A 17972-nucleotide genomic window follows, 5' to 3' on the forward strand; every position below is an offset into this window, starting at 1 on the left:
GCGGGTCGCTTCGGCTAACTTGGTAAGGCATGGAGCAGCAGGCGTTCTGCAATCGATGTGGCACCCCTGTGAGCGGGCTGCCGCGATGCCCCGGGTGCGGGGCGCCGACGAGGGGTGGGCCCCCGGTGAGTCAGTCCCCGTCGGCCGGTTTCCCGCCGGCCCAGATCCCACCTGCTCAGTCACCACCTGCTCAGTCACCACCGGCTCAGTCCCCGCGGGGCGTTCCTCCGGGCGGGAGCCGGATCCCGCCGGGAGAGTGGCGGCAGGATCCCGCCGACTGGCAGCAGCATCTCCCGCCGGACGAGCGACCTCCGCAGCCCACGCCGGGGGATCGGGCTCCGGCACCGCCGCGGGGCCGGGCGCCCCGCGGGGACCGCAAGGTCTGGCCGCCGGTCGCGCTGGCCACGGTCCTCGCGGTGACGATGGTCGCCGCGGGAGCCTTCTGGCTCACCCCGCGAGACGGCGGCACCTCCGTGGCGGGCGGCATCCGGACGGCGGCGAGCGGCGACCGGGCGGAGGCCGAGACCGGGACGCCCCCGGCCGGGCGGGCTCCCCAGGGGCCCGAGGACGCCGAGACCCAGGCCAGGGTCCTCGACGCCCTGCTCGCCGACAGCGGCGGCTCCCGGTCGGGCCTCGGCTCGGCCCTCGGCCTGCTGCGTTCCTGCGAGGGCACCGCCACCGGGCTCGCCACGCTCCAGCGGATCACCGCCGCCCGCCGCGAGCAGGTGGTCCAGGCCAACGCGCTGGGCACCGGCGCGCTCGACGGCGGCGACGCGGTCAAGGAGCGCCTCACCCGGGCCCTGACCGCCTCGTTCGACGCCGACGAGGCGTTCCTCGCCTGGGCGACCCGCCAGGAGGCCGGGTGCAGCCGCGCCTGGAGCGGCGACGCCGACTACCGGCGCGGTCTCGCCCTCTCCGGCGAGGCGACCACGGCGAAGAAGGGCTTCCTGAAGCTGTGGAACCCCCTCGCCCGGCGGTACGGCCTGCCGGTTCGGGGCGAGCACGAGATCTGACCCTCGGGAGCGCCGCGAGAGACGCCTCGGCGGCTCGCGGCACGAGGGCCGGGATGCCGGACGGGCGGGCGGGGCCGGGGCGCCGGACGGGCGGGCGGGGCCGGGGTCTCCCTCCAACGGTTCGGCTTCGAGCCGGCCGGCGTCCCCGAGCACCTCGTCCTCGGCGTCCTCGGCATCCTCGGCGTACCGGGCATCGCGGGGGAGACGGCAGACTTGGGGCGTGCCATCCACACTTCCCGACGGGGATCCCGTACCCGCCTCGGGCGAGCTCCCGGAGAGCGCGCTCGCCGGGCTCGGCGAGCGGCCCTTCGGTTTCTACGTCCACGTCCCCTTCTGCGTGACCCGGTGTGGTTACTGCGACTTCAACACCTACACGGCGTCCGAGCTCGGCCCCGGCGCGTCGCAGAAGGACTACGCGGACACCGCCGTCGACGAGGTGCGGCGGGCGCGGGCCAACCTCGGCAGCGCGCACCTCCCCGTCGAGACCGTGTTCTTCGGCGGGGGAACCCCCACCCTGCTACCCGCCGGAGATCTCGTACGGATCCTGGGGGCGATCGAGGAGGAGTTCGGGCTCGCCCCCGGCGCCGAGGTGAGCACCGAGGCCAACCCCGAGTCGGTGGACCCCGCCTACCTGGCGGAGCTGCGCGCGGGCGGGTTCAACCGGATGAGCTTCGGGATGCAGAGCGCCCGCGAGCACGTGCTCCGGGTGCTGGACCGCCGCCACACCCCCGGCCGCCCCGCACGGGCCGTCCAGGAGGCGAGGGAGGCGGGGTTCGACCACGTCAACCTCGACCTGATCTACAGCACGCCGGGGGAGAGCGACGACGACTGGCGCGCGTCGCTGGTCGCGGCGATCGAGGCGGGGCCCGACCACGTCTCCGCGTACTCGCTGATCGTCGAGGACGGGACGAAGCTGGCCGCCAGGATCAGGCGCGGCGAGCTCCCGATGCCCGACGACGACGTGGCCGCCGACCGTTACCTGATCGCCGACGCCATGCTGGCCGAGGCGGGGTTCGAGTGGTACGAGGTGTCCAACTGGGCGACCTCGGAGGCCGGGCGCTGTCGGCACAACCTGCTCTACTGGACCGGCGGCGACTGGTGGGGGGTCGGCCCCGGGGCGCACAGTCACGTCGGCGGCACCCGCTGGTGGAACGTCAAGCACCCCGCCGCCTACGCCCAGCGCCTGGCCGCGGGCACCTCGCCCGCGTACGCGCGCGAGGTGCTCGGCTCCCAGGACAGGGCGGTGGAGCGGCTGATGCTGGAGCTGCGGCTCGCCCGGGGCTTCCCGCTCGAAGAGCTGGAACGCCCCCCGGTGGTCGCTCGCGCGCTCGCCGACGGCCTGCTGGAGGTGGAGCCGTTCAAGGCGGGCCGCGCGGTGCTCACCCTGCGCGGACGCCTGCTGGCCGACGCCCTGGTCCGCGACCTCACCTGAGAAACCCGAGGTCCCGTTCGGACCGCAGGCAGGGTCAGCTGATGAAGCGGATGTTCATCGGATAGCGGTATCTCTCTCCTCGGTTGGCCGCCACCGCGGCGATGATCGTCATGATGATCGATCCGATCCAGAGGAAGAACATCAGCACGAAACCGATGAGTACGAACGCCAGGACCCAGGAGACGACGTAGGCGATCAACACCGTGAGCTGGAAGTTGAGCGCCTCGGCGGCCTGGTCGCGCACGTAGGGCGACTCGTCCTTCTTCGCCAGATAGAGCACCAGCGGCCCGACGAAGGAGGTCAGCAGGCCCAGCAGGTGGGCGAGCATCGCCATGGTGGTGTCGTCGCCGCCGGGCCGCGGGCCGTACGTCCCCGGGGGCGCCTGGTAGCCGTACCCCTGCGGCGCGCCGTACGCGCCGTACTCGGGGTATCCGGGCTGGTGGCCCGGGTCGTAGGGAGAGCCGGGCGGGTAGCCCCCGTAGCCCTGCCCCGGCTGCCCGTAGCCTTGCCCCGGCTGTTCGTAGCCCGGCCCTGGCTGCCCGTAGCCCGGCCCCGGTTGGCCGTAGCCCTGGCCGGGCGCGCCGTGTCCCTGGCCGGGGTGGTCGTACCCCTGGCCCGGGGGCGGGGGCGGGGGCGGGGCGCTCTGGCCCGGTCGGGTGTGGCCGGGCGGGGGATCGCCGATGCGCCGCGTCCGGTCGGCGTCCGGTGGGTCCTCGGGGTTCTCGCTCATGTCCCCTCCTGATGGGTTGACGGCCTAGCCATCCTCGCCGGGAACCGTCACGAAGTCGATCAATTCCTCGACGGGCCCGAGGAGCTCGGGCTCCAGATCGGCATATGTCGTGACTGATCCGAGAATGTGACGCCATGCGGCGCCGGGCTCCACGTTCCAGCCCAGCGCGGCGATGACGCCCTCCTTCCAGGGCACGCCGCGCGGCACCGACGGCCAGGAAGGGATCTTGAGCACCTGCGGCCTGACCGCCTGCCAGACGTCCACGAACGGGTGCCCGACGATCAGCACGTGCGGTGAGGAGACCCGCGCGGCGATCCGGCTCTCCTTGGAACCGGGGACCAGGTGGTCGACGAGCACGCCCAGCCGCCGCTCCGGCCCCGGGCCGAACTCCTCGACGATCGAGGGCAGGTGGTCGACCCCCTCCAGATACTCCACGACCACGCCCTCGACCCGCAGGTCGTGCCCCCAGACCTTCTCCACGAGCGCGGCGTCGTGCACGCCCTCCACGTAGATCCGGCTCTCCTTGGCGACCTGGGCCCGCAGGCCCTCCACCGCGATGGAGCCCGACGCGCTCCGCCTGGGACCGCGCGGCGCCGCGGCGGGCCGTACGAGCGTCACCACCTTGCCCTCCAGGAGGAACGCGGCCGGCTCCAGCGGGAACACCCGCCGGCGCCCGAAGCGGTCCTCCAGGGTGACGGCCTCCTTGTCGCAGGCCACCACGGCGCCGCAGAAGCCGCCGTCGGCGTCCTCGACGACCAGGTCGAGCTCCGCGGGCACCTGGGGGATCGTCCCCCTGCGCGGGCGCCGCCAGTCTCCCGCCAGAACGTCACGCTCGTACATCACCGACCGCCCACCCTCTCTCGCCGGGGATCAGGTGGGACGCTAGCAAACACCACCGTCACCTGCCGTAGGGTCCCGGCTGTCCCCACTGCCCCACCGGCACCGCGGCGGCCCGGCGCTTGCGAGCGTTGCCCCGCTTCACCAGTACGACGATCGTCACGACGATGGCGAGCAGGATCCCGACACCGGGGATCACGAACAGGGCGACCACCCCGCCCACCAGCGAGTCGGCGGCCAGTTCCTTGCCCACGCCGAAGGTCGTGCCCTCCGCGGGCTCGGCGGAGCACTGGACCTGGTAGTCGCCCGCCTGGTCCACGCCGACCCGCAGGCCCATCTCCCAGGTGACGCCGTCGGACCCCGCGACGGTCTGCTGGATGTCGGGCTTCTGCAGGCGGGGCGTGCCCGTGCCGCCCTTCAGCGTGCACTCGAACTTGGTGGGCCCGCCCGTGGCGACGTAGATCGCCGGCTTGTCCGCCGGGTCGATCGCGACCGTCGCGGTCTCGCCGGGGGCGAACGTCCGCGTCGGGGCCGCGTCGGTCACCGCGCCGACGAGGCCACCGGCGAAGCCGCCGATGCCGACGATGATGCTGACCAGGGCGAGCAGCCAGACCCCGACGATCCACCCGATACCAGGCTTGATCTTCCCGATGGGGGGCGGCGGTCCCTGCGGGGCGCCGTAGCCGGGGGGTGCGTAACCGTACGAGGGGGGCTGCTGGCCGTACTGCTGCTGGCCGTACGGCTGCTGGGGGCCGCCGTGACCGGGGCCGCGGGAGGCGTCGCCCGGATAAGAACCGAAATCTTGGGACATGCCCAAATTCTGGTGGGTGCCGCTTGGATCGCGATAGCAGTTGACTTGACAACGGCTTGCCGTCATCATCCGCAGCTCTTGCTTATCGCGCCTTCCGCACCGGGGCCGTACACTTGGCACTCGGGAACACAGAGTGCCAAGCCTCGTGTTTCCCTCTGAACGCAGGCAGGGAGGTGACCACGTTGGTCGACGACCGCAAGCTCGCCGTGCTCCGCGCCATCGTCGAGGACTACGTGTCCACCAACGAGCCGGTGGGTTCGAAAGCCCTCGCGGATCGGCACAACCTGGGGGTGTCCCCGGCGACGATCCGCAACGACATGGCGGTGCTGGAGGAGCAGGGCTACATCGCCCAGCCCCACACCAGCGCAGGCCGGGTGCCCACCGACAAGGGTTACCGGCTCTTCGTCGACCGGCTCTCGCAGGTGAAACCCCTGTCGAGCGCGGAACGCAAGGCCATCGAGAGCTTCCTCGCGGGCGCGGTGGACATCGACGACGTCGTCATGCGGACGGTGCGGCTGCTGGCCCAGCTCACCCGGCAGGTCGCCGTGGTGCAGTATCCGACGCTGACCCACTCGACGGTCAGGCACGTCGAGCTGGTGCCGCTGAGCGAGCGTCGGCTGATGTTCGTGCTGATCACCAACACCGGCAGGGTCGAGCAGCGCGTGGTCGAGCTGCCCGACGTCGTCGACGAGCAGCGCGTGGCCCACCTGCGCGCGATGCTCAACGCCTCCCTCGACGGGTGCGGGCTCACCAGCGTTCCCGACAAGATCGTTGACCTGCCCGAGCGGCTGCCCACGGAGGATCGGCCGCTCGCGGCCACTATCCTGTCCGTACTGCTCGAGTCCCTGGTGGACAGGCATGATGAGAAGATCGTTTTTGCCGGGGCCGCCAACCTCGCGGGAGCCGACTTCACCGTCGGGCTCCGCGACGTGCTGGAGGCCCTGGAAGAGCAGGTCGTGCTCATGCGACTGCTCGGTGAGACCTCGGACCTTTCCGCGCTGACCGTGCGGATCGGCTCGGAGAACCCCTACACCGGACTCCAGGGCACGTCCATCGTCGCCGCCGGATACGGTTCTGGGGACAAGCAACTGGCCCGGCTCGGTGTGCTGGGCCCGACGCGAATGGACTACCCGGTCACGATGGGCGCGGTGCGCGCGGTGGCACGCTACGTCAGCCAGATCCTGGCTGCATCATAAGAGGTCAACGAAAAGTGGCTAAGAGCGACTACTACGGCACCCTCGGGGTGCGCCGCGACGCCAGTGCGGAGGAGATCAAGAAGGCGTACCGCCGCCTGGCGCGCGAGCTGCATCCCGACGTCAACCCCGACCCCGAGACCCAGGAACGCTTCAAGGAGATCACGCAGGCCTACGAGGTCCTGTCCGACTCCAGCAAGCGGCAGATGTACGACATGGGTGCCGACCCGTTCGCCTCGGGCGGCGGCGCGGGGGCCGGGGGCTTCGGCGCCGGTTTCCCGTTCAGCGACATCATGGACGCCTTCTTCGGCGCGGCCGGCGGTGGCGGTGGCCGAGGCCCCCGCTCCCGCGCCCGCCGCGGGCGCAACGCCACCATCAGGGTCGAGCTCGACCTGCGCGAGTCGGGCTTCGGCACGACTCGCGAGCTGGTCGTCGACACCGCCGTGGTCTGCGAGGTCTGCACGGGCTCCGGCGCCGCGGCCGGCACCCACCCCGACACCTGCGACATGTGTCACGGCCGGGGAGAGGTGTCCCAGGTCACCCGGTCCTTCCTCGGCCAGGTCATGACCTCCCGGCCCTGCCCCCAGTGCGGCGGCTTCGGGTCGATCATCCGCAACCCCTGCCAGGAGTGCTCCGGCGACGGCAGGGTCCGCACCCGGCGGACCATCAAGGTCCGCATCCCGGCCGGGGTCGAGGACGGCACCCACATCCAGCTCGCCGGCGAGGGCGAGATCGGGCCGGGCGGAGGCCCGCCCGGAGACCTGTTCCTGGAGATCGTCGAGCGCCCCCACGAGATATTCGAGAGGCGCGGCGACGACCTGCACTGCACCGTGCAGATCCCGATGACCGCGGCCGCGCTCGGCACCATCCTGACCATGGAGACACTCGACGGCGCCGAGGAGCTCGACATCCGTCCCGGCACGCAGTCGGGGCAGACGATCCCGCTCTACGGGCGGGGCGTGCAGCGCCTGAACGAGACGGGCCGTGGCGACCTGCTGATCCATGTGAACGTGGAGACCCCCTCCCGCCTCGACGCGGAGCAGGAGGGGCTGCTGAAGGAGCTCGCGAGGCTCCGCGGCGAGGAGCGCCCGCCGGGCAAGTTCGCCCCCGGGCAGCAGAGCTTCTTCTCCCGCCTGCGGGACGCCTTCAATGGCCGCTGACCCGGCTCGCCCCCGGTCGCGCCGCCCCGGCCGGGCCCGGCCCCTGCCGGGGGGCGTCGTCCCGACCGGCCGGCACCCCGGCACGGTCCGCCCCGACGGCCCATGACCGTTCCGGTCTTCCTGGCCGACCCCGCCGACCTCGCCAGACCGGAGTTCGTCTTCGGCGGCCCCGAGGGACGCCACGCGGCGGCCGTACGGCGGCTGCGGGCGGGTGAGCGGCTCGACCTGACCGACGGGGCGGGCTCCGTCGCCGAGTGCGTGGTGACCGAGGCGGGCAAGGACTCGCTCCGGGTCGAGGTGCTGCGCCGCCACGAGGTGCCCGTGCCGTCACCGCGCCTGGTCGTGGTCCAGGGCCTGCCCAAGGGTGACCGGGGCGAGCTGGCCGTGGAGATGATGACCGAGGCGGGGGTCGACGTGATCGTCCCGTGGTCCGCGGCCAGGTGTGTCACCCAGTGGAAGGGCGAGCGGGCGGCCAGGTCACTGGCCCGCTGGCGCTCCACGGCACGTGAGGCGGGCAAGCAGTCGCGCCGCTTCCATCTGCCCGAGGTGACGGAGCTCGCGTCCACCGTGAGGGTGGCCGGCCTGCTGTCGGCGGCGGCGCTGGGGGTCGTGCTGCACGAGGAGGCCGCCTCCCCGCTGTCCGGCCTGCCGCTCCCCGCGGGCGGCGACATCGTCGTGGTGGTCGGCCCCGAGGGCGGGGTGTCGGGGGAGGAGCTCGCCGCGTTCCGCGAGGCCAAGGCGGTGCCGGCGCTGCTCGGGCCGACGGTGCTGCGTACCTCGACGGCCGGGGTCGTCGCGGCGGCGGTGCTCCAGACGCGCAGTGGCCGCTGGTAACACCCCGCTGCCGGTGTCGCCGATGCCGCCGGTGTGCGGCCGGTCACGCTCACGCGGTCACCCCCGGCGGTCACGGGTCCCGGCGAATCCGTGCCGTGAGGACCCGGGAGACCCGTCGCGCGGAGGGGCGATGAGGAAGAGAGGAAGATGAGAAACCGGTCAGGGCTCGCCGTGACCGGTCGCCGCGCTAGTTCTGGATGGGGGTTGGAACGGGGGTGCCCGCCTCCGTCGGCACGGGGGGCGACACGTCGCCCGAGGGCGCGCACTCGTCGGGCGAGCACGGGCTCTCCGAGGAAGCCGGGGGTCTCGTCCTTGTCTTCGTCGGCGTCGGTGTCGCCTCGATCTCCTCGCACCTCCTGGTGATCCCGCCGGGCTCGAGGGTGGGGCTGTCGAGGGGGGTGGGGCAGGTGGGCGTCGGCGTCGGTGTCGGCCTGGGAGCCGTCGTCGCCGGGTTCGACCTGGAGGTCGGCCTCGTGCTGGGCCTCGCGCTCCTGGACGGGGTGGGCGTCGGCGGGAGCATGGTGGCGCCGGGACCCGACCTGCTGACGGCCGGGAGCGGGGCGTGGTTGGACGGCGGCTGCGAGTTGGAAGCCGGGGGGCGCGAGGTGGCGGACCCGTCGACCGGAGGGGTCGACTCGGCGTACTTGACCCCTTCGGTGCTCACTCGGGGGATCACCTGTTCGCGGAACTGGGGAACCACCATGACGACGGTCGCCGCGACGAGGACCGCGCCGGCGACGGAGGCTCCGGCGCGCCACCACACCAGCCAGCGGAGCCCGCGCCGCTCGATGCGGCCGCGGATTATCTCCAGCCCGTCCGGGGAGGGAACGACCGAGTTCGCCTCCGCGCTGAGCGCGCGGCGAAGCAGCTCGCCGTACTCATCCGGGGAGTCGGTCATGACAGTTGCTCCAGTGAGGTTCGTAGGGCGGCCATCCCGCGAGCCGTGTGGCTCTTGACCGCGCCTTTGCTGATGCCCATCGCGTGGGCGATCTGCGCCTCGGACAGGTCTCCGTAGTAACGCAGGACCAGGGCCTCCCGCTGGCGTGCGGGCAACCCGCGGAGCGCCTCGATGACGGCGGAACGCTCGAACTCGCCGATCGCGCCGTTCTCGGCACTCGGCGCGTCGGGCATGCCCTTGGGCGCGTACTTCTCGACGACCGCCCGGTGCCGAAGCACCGAACGTGATCGGTTGACGACCGACTGTCGCAGGTAGGCCAGTGCCTTGTCGGTGTCGCGCAGTCGACGCCAGGCGCCATGGATGGCGACGAACGCGTCCTGCACGACCTCCTCCGCGGTTGCCATATCGCGGACGAGCAAGACGGCGAGACGGACAAGAGACCGATAGTGCGCGCTGTAGAGCGCGGTAACGGCCATGTCGGCATCCCATCCGACGGGCACCGCCCCGAGCGACCTGTCGGCCACGAGGGTCTCGGTGGTCACATCAGTGGGACGCTTGGCCTTCCCAGAGGGTTTACGCTCTTCCGGTTCATTAGGGGGCATGACCCAGTCGTGTCCTCGCCAGGCGGCCATATATTGCTGTGCGCAAAGGGCTGTCGTGGTTGAAGTTTTGCACACCCACCATATCCGGGCGGATCTTTGTTTGCGGACGGGAACCATCACCGATTCGCAACGTCCTCGGCGGTATGGTGCCTGTCATGGTGAGCGAAGCCGACTGCCTGTTCTGCAGGATCGTGGCCAAGGAGATTCCCGCGGAGATCGTCTACGAGACCGATCGCGCGCTGGCCTTCCGCGATGTCAATCCCCAGGCGCCGACCCACGTGCTGGTGATCCCCAAGGACCACTACAGGGACGCGGCGGCCCTGGCCGCCGCCGACCACGGCCTGGCCGACGAGGTGATCAAGGCCGCGCACGAGGTCGCCCTGCGGGAGGGGGTCGCGGAGTCGGGCTACCGGCTGGTGTTCAACACCGGGCCCGGCGCCGGCCAGACCGTCTTCCACGTGCACGGACACGTGCTCGGCGGGCGCGGCCTGCAGTGGCCGCCCGGCTGAAAACCGGTAGGCGCGATCCCGGCGATCGCGGATAGCATGGCGTTGAAGTTCCGCGCCTATATCTGGAGGCGAACAGGCCGTAAGGCCCGCTCATGTCCGAGACAAACGATTCCAGCAGAACGCCGTCGAGGTCCCGGGGTGCCAGCCGGACCCAGGCGAAGGTGGTTATTCCGGACGATCAGTCGATGGTCAGCCTGCTGGGCTCGCGCGACGAGCTGTTGCGCGTCATCGAGGGCGCCTTTCGCGCCGACATCCACGTCCGGGGTAACGAGATCACCGTCACCGGCAGTCCCGAGGAGAGCAGCACCGTGGTGCGGCTCTTCGAGGAGATGTCCGAACTCGTCCGCGGGGGCGCGCAGCTCACGGCCGACGCGGTCGAGCGCAGCATCGCCATGCTGCGGATGACCTCCGACAGGCCCGCCGAGGTGCTCTCCCTGGACATCATCTCCTCGCGGGGCCGGACCATCCGCCCGAAGACCGTGAACCAGAAGCGTTACGTCGACGCGATCGACAAGTTCACCATCGTCTTCGGCATCGGCCCGGCCGGCACGGGCAAGACCTACCTCGCGATGGCGAAGGCGGTGAAGGCCCTCCAGGAGAAGAAGGTCAACCGGATCATCCTCACCCGCCCCGCCGTCGAGGCGGGCGAGAGGCTCGGCTTCCTGCCCGGCACGCTCTACGAGAAGATCGATCCCTACCTGCGCCCCCTCTACGACGCGCTGCACGACATGCTCGACCCCGATTCGATCCCCAGGCTGATGGCGGCGGGCACGATCGAGGTCGCCCCCCTGGCCTACATGCGCGGCCGTACGCTCAACGACGCCTACATCATCCTGGACGAGGCGCAGAACACCTCGCCGGAGCAGATGAAGATGTTCCTGACGCGGCTGGGCTTCAACTCGAAGATCGTCGTCACCGGTGACGTCACCCAGGTCGACCTGCCGAACGGCACGCAGAGCGGCCTCAGGGTCGTCCAGGACATCCTCGACGGCGTCTCCGACATCCACTTCAGCCGCCTGACCAGCGCGGACGTGGTGCGGCATAAGCTGGTGGGAGACATCGTGGACGCGTACGGGCGTTACGACGAGACCCAACGCCAGAGCAGCGCCGTGGAGCAGATCAAGGGCGTGGTCAAGCAGCGCCCCCGGGGGAGATCATGAGAACGGACGGGCCGGCGGCCGGTCGAGAAGCGGTGGGCGAGCGATGAGCACGGAGCGACTCCGGCGCGACAGGCGGATCGGGTCGCGGGGCACGAACCGGTCGCGCGGCGAACGGGGAGCGGGGAACGGCCGATGAGCGTTGAGGTCAACAACGAGTCCGGTGTCGAGATCGACGAGGGGCTCATCGTCTCGCTGTCGGGGCACGTGCTGGAGCGGATGGGCATCAACCCGCTCGCCGAGCTGTCGATCCTGGTCGTCGACGAAGAGGCCATGTCGGTGCTGCACGAGCAGTGGATGGGCGAGCCCGGTCCCACGGACGTGCTGGCCTTCCCGATGGACGAGCTGCGCCCCGGGCCCGGCGCGGGGGCCAGGCAGGAGGGCGACGCGCCCACCGACCCGGCGCTCCTCGGCGACGTGGTGCTCTGCCCGCAGGTGGCCGCCAAGCAGGGGGCCGAGGCCGGGCACGGCACCGAGGCCGAGCTGGAGCTGCTGTGCACGCACGGCATCCTGCACCTGCTCGGCTACGACCACGCCGAGCCCGAGGAGCACAAGGAGATGTTCGGCCTTCAGGGCGAGCTTCTGGAGTCGTGGCGGGAGGTGCGCCCCCAGCGGTGAGCTTCGCCAACGGGTGGTTGTTCTCGGCCGTCGTCCTCGTCGTGGTCGGCGGGTTGATCGCCAGCGCGGAGACGGCCCTGACCCGCATCTCAAGGGTTCGCGCGGAGGAGTTCGCCCGCGACGGCCGCCGGGGCGCGGGGCGCCTGCAGGCGATCGTCGCCGACCCGCCGCGCTACCTGAACCTGCTGCTCCTGCTCCGGCTGAGCTGCGAGCTGGTCGCCACGGTGATCGCCACGCTGCTCTTCATCGACTGGCTCGGCGACCAGGGCTGGGCCTACGCCGCGGCGGCGGCCGTCATGATCGTCATCAGCTACGTGATCGTCGGGGTCTCCCCGCGCACGCTGGGCCGCCAGCACGCGGAGCCGATCGCGCTCGCCAGCGCGCCCCTGGTCTACGGTCTGACCCGGATCTTCGGCCCCCTGCCCAAGCTGCTCATCCTGCTCGGCAACGCCGTGACGCCCGGCAAGGGCTTCCGCGAGGGGCCCTTCACCTCGGAGGCCGAGCTGCGCGACCTGGTCGACCTGGCCGAGGAGCGCAGGGTGATCGAGCCCGACGAGCGGGAGATGATCCATTCGGTCTTCGAGCTCGGTGACACGCTGGCCCGCGAGGTCATGGTGCCCCGTACCGACATGGTGTTCATCGAGCGCGGCAAGACGCTGAACCAGGCCCTGTCGCTCGCCCTGCGCAGTGGTTTCTCGCGGATCCCCGTGGTGGGTGAGAACGAGGACGACGTCATCGGCATCGCCTATCTCAAGGACATCGCGCGTCGGGTGCAGGACACCGGCGACGAGGGGCGCGCCGAGCCGGTGGAGTCCCTCATGCGCCCGGCCACTTATGTGCCGGAGAGCAAGCCGATCGACCAGCTTCTCCGCGAGATGCAGGCCCGCCAGATCCACCAGGCCATCGTCATCGATGAGTACGGCGGCACGGCCGGCCTGGTCACCATCGAGGACATCCTGGAGGAGATCGTCGGTGAGATCGCCGACGAGTACGACCAGGAGGCCCCCAGGGTGGAGCCGCTGGACGACGGTGCGGTCCGGGTGACCGCGAGGCTCCCGGTGGGCGACCTGGAAGACCTGTTCGGCATCGAGCTCGAGGTCGACGACGTCGAGACCGTCGGGGGGCTGCTGGCGCACGCGCTGGGCCGGGTGCCGATCGCCGGTTCCCAGGCGGTGGTGGAGGGGCTCAGCCTGACGGCCGAGAGCCTGGCCGGTCGCCGCAACCGGATCGGCACGGTCCTCGTCACCAGGGCCGTCCCCGCCGAGTCCGACTCGGTCTCGGCCTCCGCCGACCAGTGAGGGGCCCCGGGTCGTAGTGGTCAGGGGAGGTGATCCGGACGGCCGGATCCGGGCGGATCATCCGTCCCCAAGTCGTCCGCAAGTCTTCTGCAAGCGGGGCGCGCGAGGCTTCTCCCACGGCACCCGGTCGCGCGGGAGTCGGTGGGGAAGGTCCCGGCGCCCGGAGGGGTTCGCGGTGCGAGGGACCGGCTCCAGGGGGAGACAGAGTCACGCAGGGCTCCGAGGCTGTTCTGCGTCACTCGCTCAAGGGTGTTCTCGACCGTGAAATGCGGTTGAGGGCACCCTTAGGCGTTTATCGAATGGTTGCCGCTTTTTCTGACGGGGAAGAAAGCGGGTCGGCGGGGACGGGTCGCCTCGCGCATGACACTCGCACATGACATCGGGGGAATGCTCATGACACGGGGGTTGAGTTTTGTGGTTTTTGCGGTGTTGTGTGGATTTGTATCGACCGTTTCGGGCGGGTGCGGCGACGAGGGGTCCGGCGGCGCCACGGACCGCGCCGCGGAGCTGAACCGGCTGCGGGGGGTGCTCAGCGGGGCGCGGGACCTGCCGGAGGGATTCTCGGCCCGCCCGCGGGACGGCTGGCGAGCTCCCTTCAAGCCCGTCGACGAGGACTGCAGGCTCGTCCTCGACGCCGCCGGAGGCAGGCCGCCGAAGCGGGCGCTGGACGCGCGGGCCGCCGTGACCTACCAGGGCGACGGGGTCGGGGAGCTGGCCGGGTTCGGCCTGGCCTCCTACGACGGTGACGACGCCGCGCTCCACTTCGGCGAGCTCGCCGAGGCGCTGGGCGGCTGCCCGGTCGCGCGCGCCCCCCTCGCTGGTCGCGGCACCGCCTTCAGGGTCTCCGGCCTGGACCTGGGCGGGATCGGTGACGGGGTGCAGGCCAGGCGGCTGAACGGCAGGCTGAACGGATACCCGTACGAGATCCACCTGGTGTTCGCCCTCAGCGGCCACACCCTGGTCTCGCTGGTGCACGCCGGGGTCAGGGACGTCGACGCCGCGCGTACCGGGCAGCTCGCCCGCCTGCTGGTCGGGGAGGTCGGCGCGTGAGCGGGAGTCACCGTCCGAGGGGGCGTCGTTCCAGAGGGCATCTTCTGAGGGGGTACCGCCTGGGGGAGGACCGCCTGAGCGGGGGCGCCGCCGGGGGAGGCCGCCGGGGCGGAGCCTCGGCCCGGAAGGGGATCGCCGCCCGGACGAGGCCGGGTCGCCGTGCGGGCCGGAAGCTGAATACCCTTGTGCCGTGAGTGACGCGACCCTCGATCCCGAGGACAAGAAGATCATCGTGCTGGCCCGTTCCGCCCGCGCCCGCAACGGCGCCGCCGAGGGGGCCGCCGTGCGGGACGAGACCGGCCGGACCTACTCGGCGACCAATGTGGCGTTGCCGTCGCTGACCCTGTCCGCGCTCCAGGTCGCCGTGGCGATGGCGGTGTCCAGCGGAGCGGAGTCGCTGGAGGCCGCCGCGCTGGTCACGGCGGGTGACGGTCCCTCCGACGCCGACACGCGGGCGGTCCGCGATCTGGGCGGCGAGACCGTGCTCGTGGCCGGTCCCGACGGGACACCGCGTCAGAGCTGAGTCCGGCATCGGCGACAATGGTTGACGTGAGTTCCTCAGCTGCTGATTTCCATGCCGGTTTCGCCTGCTTCGTCGGCCGGCCCAACGTCGGCAAGTCCACGCTGATGAACGCGTTGGTCGGCACGAAGGTGGCGATCACCTCCTCCAAGCCCCAGACGACCCGCCGCGCCATCCGTGGCATCGTGCACCGCCCCGACTCCCAGCTCATCATCGTCGACACGCCGGGTCTGCACCGGCCCCGCACGCTCCTGGGTGAGCGGCTGGACAGCCTGGTGCTGTCCACCCTCACCGAGGTCGACGCGATCGGCTTCTGCGTGCCCGCCAACGAGCCCATCGGCAAGGGTGACCGGTTCATCGCGGAGAAGCTCGCGGGCATCAAGAAGACCCCGGTGGTCGCCGTGGTGACCAAGTGCGACCTGGCGACCCGCGAGCAGATCGCCGCACAGCTGCTCGCGATCTCCCAGCTCGCCGACTTCGACGACATCGTCCCGGTCTCCGCGCGGTCGGGCGAGCAGCTCGACGTGCTGGCCGACGTGCTGGTCCAGCACCTCCCGGAGAGCCCCCCGCTGTACGAGGGAGGCCAGCTCACCGACGAGCCCGAGCAGGTGCTGGTGGGCGAGCTGATCCGCGAGGCGGCCCTGGAGGGCGTACGCGACGAGCTGCCGCACTCGATCGCGGTCGTCGTCGACGAGATGATGCCCAGGGAGGGGCGCGACGACCTCCTCGACATCTACGCGCACATGTTCGTCGAGCGCCCGTCCCAGAAGGCCATCGTGATCGGGCACAAGGGCTCCCGGCTCAAGGACGTCGGCAGTCGCGCCCGCCAGCAGATCGAGGCCCTCCTCGGCACCCGCGTCTACCTCGACCTGCGCATCAGCGTCGCCAAGGACTGGCAGCGCGACCCCAAGCAGCTCCGCCGCCTGGGCTTCTACGACTGAGGGCCCGCCACCCCCTCAGGGGTGGCCGCCTCCTCACCGTGCCGGAGCCGCCGCCGCAGCTCGACGGCGTCCCGGCCGAGTGCGGAGACCAGGGTGCCGGGGCCGGCCAGCGGAAGGACGGCCCAGCCGTCCCCGACCACCGTCTCCGGCGCCCGTCCGGTGATCAGGGTGCTGCCCACGCAGCGGGCGTCGCCGTAGACGGCGGAGCTGCCGTCGATCTCCGGGTCGCCCACCACGAACTCCTGCCGGAGCAGCGGCACCCCGCCGAGAACGGCGTCGAAGCGCGAGTGACAACGTCCGGGCCGCTCGCCGTACCGGCCGAAGACGATCTCCTCGCGCCAGAACACCCGCGCGTCCTCGGCCAGGTCCAGCCGGACGATCGCGCGGTGCAGGCAGCCCGCCGCGAGCACCGTCGGTTCCGGCGCGAAGCGCAGCGAGGCGCCCGCGCCGACCCTGGCCGTGATCGTCATCAGCGACTCGGCCCCCGCGGAGCCGGGCAGCACCAGCGTGCTCGCGACCGACCGCACCTCCAGCGCGGTGCCCGGCGCCACCTCGATGTCGAGGGCCAGGTCGTCGCCGCCCAGCGGACCCGCGGCGGTGGACACCAGGTGTACCCGGCCAGGCGCGGTCGCCCGCACCGTGAGCGGCGGCCCCGAACGCATCGTGGCCAGGACGGTCCGGCCGCCGGAGTCCAGCCGGGTGGCGATCGCCGCCCGCGCCCTCATCGACCGCCGCCCGGCCCGCCCCGGCTCGGGACGTACGGGCCGCGCGGGCGTGGGGGCGTCGTCGTGGACGGGGGCGGGAGCCGGGGCGGAGTCGGTGACGGACATGAGGTCAGGCGTTGGAGTGCTCGTGGGCCCAGGACTCGACCAGGCCGGTGACCCAGTCGGAGACCGCGTGCGCGCTCGGATCCTCCCTGATCGAGGTGAACAGCACGGGCCTGCCCTCCCGTACGGCCGCCGCGTCGCGGGACATGACCGTGAGGTCCGCGCCGACCATCGGGGCCAGGTCGGTCTTGTTGACCACGAGCAGGTCGGCCGTCGTCACGCCGGGGCCGCCCTTGCGCGGGACCTTGTCGCCGCCGGACACGTCCAGTACGAAGATCTGCCGGTCGGCCAGGCCCCTGCTGAAGGTGGCCGTGAGGTTGTCACCGCCGCTCTCCACGATCACCAGGTCGAGCGGGCCGAACCGCTCCTCCAGGGTCTCCACCGCGTCGAGGTTGGCCGCGATGTCGTCGCGGATGGCGGTGTGCGGGCAGCACCCGGTCTGGACGGCGACGATCCGCTCCGGATCGAGCACGCCCGCCCTGCGCAGGAAGTCGGCGTCCTCGGTGGTGTAGATGTCGTTGGTCACCACACCCAGGCGCATCGAGGGGCCGAGCGTCCGGCACAGGGCCGCGGTCAGCGCGGTCTTGCCGCTGCCGACGGGCCCTCCGATGCCCAGACGCAGTGCTCGTCCGTGAGGGTCGGCGGCGTGGTGGTGGTCGTCGTGGTTGGCGCCCATGGGGGGTCACCGTCCTTCCAGGTGGTCGTCAGGAGACGAAGAGCCTCAGATCTGCGCGGATGTGCTGTTCGGCGAGCAGGTCGAGCGCGGGGGCGGCGTGCGCGGGCAGTGACTCCCAGGACTCCCAGGACTCCCAGGAGCCCGGGGAGTCCCGGGACTTCCCGGACTCTCCGGTGGTAACGGTGGCCGCGACCCTTTCCATGGCCGGGGCGAGGTCGGCGAGCAGGCGGTGGACGGCGACCGGGTCGAGGCCCAGCAGCCGTACCGCCGCCGTGGCGGGTCCGGTGACGGAGGTGTAGGCCGCCGCGAGGGCGGCCTCGGCGGGGGAGCAGCCCGCGACGGCCGCCACCGCGCCGAGCGCGAGGGGGTGGTGGACTCCCTGGGAGACGGCCCCGGCCGGCGCGTCGAGCACCGGAGAGGGCCAGATCCTCCGCGAGGTCCGCAGCAGCAGCCTGCCCTGCGTGCGGCTCGCCACCCGCTGGGCGGGCGAGGAGATCCTGGCGTCGGCCTCCGCGTCCAGGCGTATCCACCCGGAACGGCTCGTCTCCGGATCCGGAGACGAGCCGTTCGCGGGAGCGGGACCGTGCCTGGGAGCGGGGGCGACGCCGTTCGCCCGCGCGGGAACCTCCGCCGGTGGGCCGCTCGCCGGGGGCGGGAGGCTCGCGGAGAGGTGGGCCGCGCCGAGCTCGCAGGCCGCGGCGGCGAGGGCGGCCGTCACCAGGCCCGCAGTGGCCAGGCGGCCCCGCAGGAAGGCGGCGAGGCCGGGAAGGTCGTGGATCGCACCGATCCTGACCGCCTCCTCGGCGCCCCCGGAGTGGGCGTGGCCCCCGGCGGGCAACCGGGAGTCGGCCAGGAGCAGCAACGCG

General features: G+C 72.0%; 20 protein-coding genes. 12 read left to right on the forward strand and 8 right to left on the reverse strand.

Translation table 11 applies throughout. The features are described from left to right. The first annotated feature begins 416 nt into the window (after window positions 1-416). Complete coding sequence (locus tag OG587_RS18725; protein WP_329091997.1) at window positions 417-1013, forward strand: hypothetical protein; 597 nt, start codon at window positions 417-419, stop codon at window positions 1011-1013. A 220-nt stretch (window positions 1014-1233) separates the two neighbouring features. Further along, on the forward strand, window positions 1234-2445 hold the full coding sequence (gene hemW / locus OG587_RS18730; protein ID WP_329091999.1) for a radical SAM family heme chaperone HemW: 1212 nt from the start codon (window positions 1234-1236) through the stop codon (window positions 2443-2445). A gap of 34 nt (window positions 2446-2479) precedes the next feature. Here the strand turns inward: hemW and OG587_RS18735 are convergent, their stop codons facing one another. Genes OG587_RS18735 through OG587_RS18745 form a run of 3 tightly spaced genes read right to left on the reverse strand, consistent with a single transcriptional unit; the run spans window position 2480 to window position 4823 of the window. Beyond that, window positions 2480-3175 (reverse strand): DUF4870 domain-containing protein, encoded by a 696-nt coding sequence (locus OG587_RS18735; protein ID WP_329092000.1) that lies wholly within the window; start codon window positions 3173-3175, stop codon window positions 2480-2482. A gap of 24 nt (window positions 3176-3199) precedes the next feature. After that, complete coding sequence (locus tag OG587_RS18740) at window positions 3200-4015, reverse strand: DUF3097 domain-containing protein (protein ID WP_329093899.1); 816 nt, start codon at window positions 4013-4015, stop codon at window positions 3200-3202. Window positions 4016-4073: 58 nt separating this feature from the next. Then, window positions 4074-4823 (reverse strand): hypothetical protein, encoded by a 750-nt coding sequence (locus tag OG587_RS18745; protein ID WP_329092002.1) that lies wholly within the window; start codon window positions 4821-4823, stop codon window positions 4074-4076. Window positions 4824-5005: 182 nt separating this feature from the next. Here OG587_RS18745 and hrcA point away from each other — a divergent pair, with 182 nt between their 5' ends. From hrcA to OG587_RS18760, 3 genes are all read left to right on the forward strand, one after another. Next, window positions 5006-6019 (forward strand): heat-inducible transcriptional repressor HrcA, encoded by a 1014-nt coding sequence (hrcA, locus tag OG587_RS18750; protein WP_329093901.1) that lies wholly within the window; start codon window positions 5006-5008, stop codon window positions 6017-6019. Between the two features lie 14 nt (window positions 6020-6033). Continuing rightward, on the forward strand, window positions 6034-7176 hold the full coding sequence (gene dnaJ / locus OG587_RS18755) for a molecular chaperone DnaJ (RefSeq protein WP_329092004.1): 1143 nt from the start codon (window positions 6034-6036) through the stop codon (window positions 7174-7176). 102 nt (window positions 7177-7278) lie between these two features. Then, window positions 7279-8010: a 16S rRNA (uracil(1498)-N(3))-methyltransferase gene (locus tag OG587_RS18760; protein WP_329092006.1), complete on the forward strand. Its 732-nt coding sequence runs from the start codon at window positions 7279-7281 to the stop codon at window positions 8008-8010. Window positions 8011-8197: 187 nt separating this feature from the next. Here the strand turns inward: OG587_RS18760 and OG587_RS18765 are convergent, their stop codons facing one another. Then, the gene (locus OG587_RS18765; protein ID WP_329092008.1) at window positions 8198-8908 is read right to left on the reverse strand and encodes a hypothetical protein; all 711 of its coding nucleotides are present in this window, start codon (window positions 8906-8908) and stop codon (window positions 8198-8200) included. Next, on the reverse strand, window positions 8905-9384 hold the full coding sequence (locus OG587_RS18770; RefSeq protein WP_043655278.1) for a SigE family RNA polymerase sigma factor: 480 nt from the start codon (window positions 9382-9384) through the stop codon (window positions 8905-8907). Before OG587_RS18770 ends, OG587_RS18765 begins: the two co-directional genes overlap by 4 nt. Before the next feature lie 284 nt (window positions 9385-9668). Between OG587_RS18770 and OG587_RS18775 the strand changes: the two genes are divergently transcribed. From OG587_RS18775 to era, 7 genes are all read left to right on the forward strand, one after another. Beyond that, window positions 9669-10019: a histidine triad nucleotide-binding protein gene (locus OG587_RS18775; RefSeq protein ID WP_329093906.1), complete on the forward strand. Its 351-nt coding sequence runs from the start codon at window positions 9669-9671 to the stop codon at window positions 10017-10019. Between the two features lie 92 nt (window positions 10020-10111). Further along, entirely contained in the window at window positions 10112-11179 is a 1068-nt protein-coding gene (locus OG587_RS18780; protein WP_329092010.1) for a PhoH family protein, read from the forward strand. Between the two features lie 132 nt (window positions 11180-11311). Beyond that, window positions 11312-11794 (forward strand): rRNA maturation RNase YbeY, encoded by a 483-nt coding sequence (gene ybeY / locus OG587_RS18785; protein ID WP_329092012.1) that lies wholly within the window; start codon window positions 11312-11314, stop codon window positions 11792-11794. Next, window positions 11791-13092, forward strand: coding sequence for a hemolysin family protein (locus OG587_RS18790; RefSeq protein ID WP_329092013.1), 1302 nt, complete (start codon window positions 11791-11793; stop codon window positions 13090-13092). Before ybeY ends, OG587_RS18790 begins: the two co-directional genes overlap by 4 nt. A 426-nt stretch (window positions 13093-13518) precedes the next feature. After that, a complete protein-coding gene (locus tag OG587_RS18795) occupies window positions 13519-14142 on the forward strand; it encodes a hypothetical protein (RefSeq protein ID WP_329092015.1) in 624 nt (207 codons plus the stop codon). Window positions 14143-14332: 190 nt separating this feature from the next. After that, on the forward strand, window positions 14333-14665 hold the full coding sequence (locus OG587_RS18800) for a cytidine deaminase (RefSeq protein WP_329092017.1): 333 nt from the start codon (window positions 14333-14335) through the stop codon (window positions 14663-14665). A gap of 17 nt (window positions 14666-14682) precedes the next feature. Next, window positions 14683-15603 (forward strand): GTPase Era, encoded by a 921-nt coding sequence (gene era / locus OG587_RS18805; protein WP_329092019.1) that lies wholly within the window; start codon window positions 14683-14685, stop codon window positions 15601-15603. Here the strand turns inward: era and OG587_RS18810 are convergent. The 3 genes from OG587_RS18810 to OG587_RS18820 are packed head-to-tail and all read right to left on the reverse strand — an operon-like array spanning window position 15594 to window position 17968. Further along, window positions 15594-16433: an urease accessory protein UreD gene (locus OG587_RS18810; RefSeq protein WP_329092021.1), complete on the reverse strand. Its 840-nt coding sequence runs from the start codon at window positions 16431-16433 to the stop codon at window positions 15594-15596. The genes era and OG587_RS18810 overlap by 10 nt on opposite strands. Before the next feature lie 4 nt (window positions 16434-16437). Next, complete coding sequence (ureG, locus tag OG587_RS18815) at window positions 16438-17106, reverse strand: urease accessory protein UreG (protein ID WP_329092023.1); 669 nt, start codon at window positions 17104-17106, stop codon at window positions 16438-16440. A 28-nt stretch (window positions 17107-17134) separates the two neighbouring features. Beyond that, complete coding sequence (locus tag OG587_RS18820) at window positions 17135-17968, reverse strand: urease accessory protein UreF (protein ID WP_329092025.1); 834 nt, start codon at window positions 17966-17968, stop codon at window positions 17135-17137. Window positions 17969-17972: the final 4 nt, after the last annotated feature.

It is taken from the genome of Streptosporangium sp. NBC_01469, from assembly GCF_036227305.1.
Taxonomy (GTDB): domain Bacteria; phylum Actinomycetota; class Actinomycetes; order Streptosporangiales; family Streptosporangiaceae; genus Streptosporangium.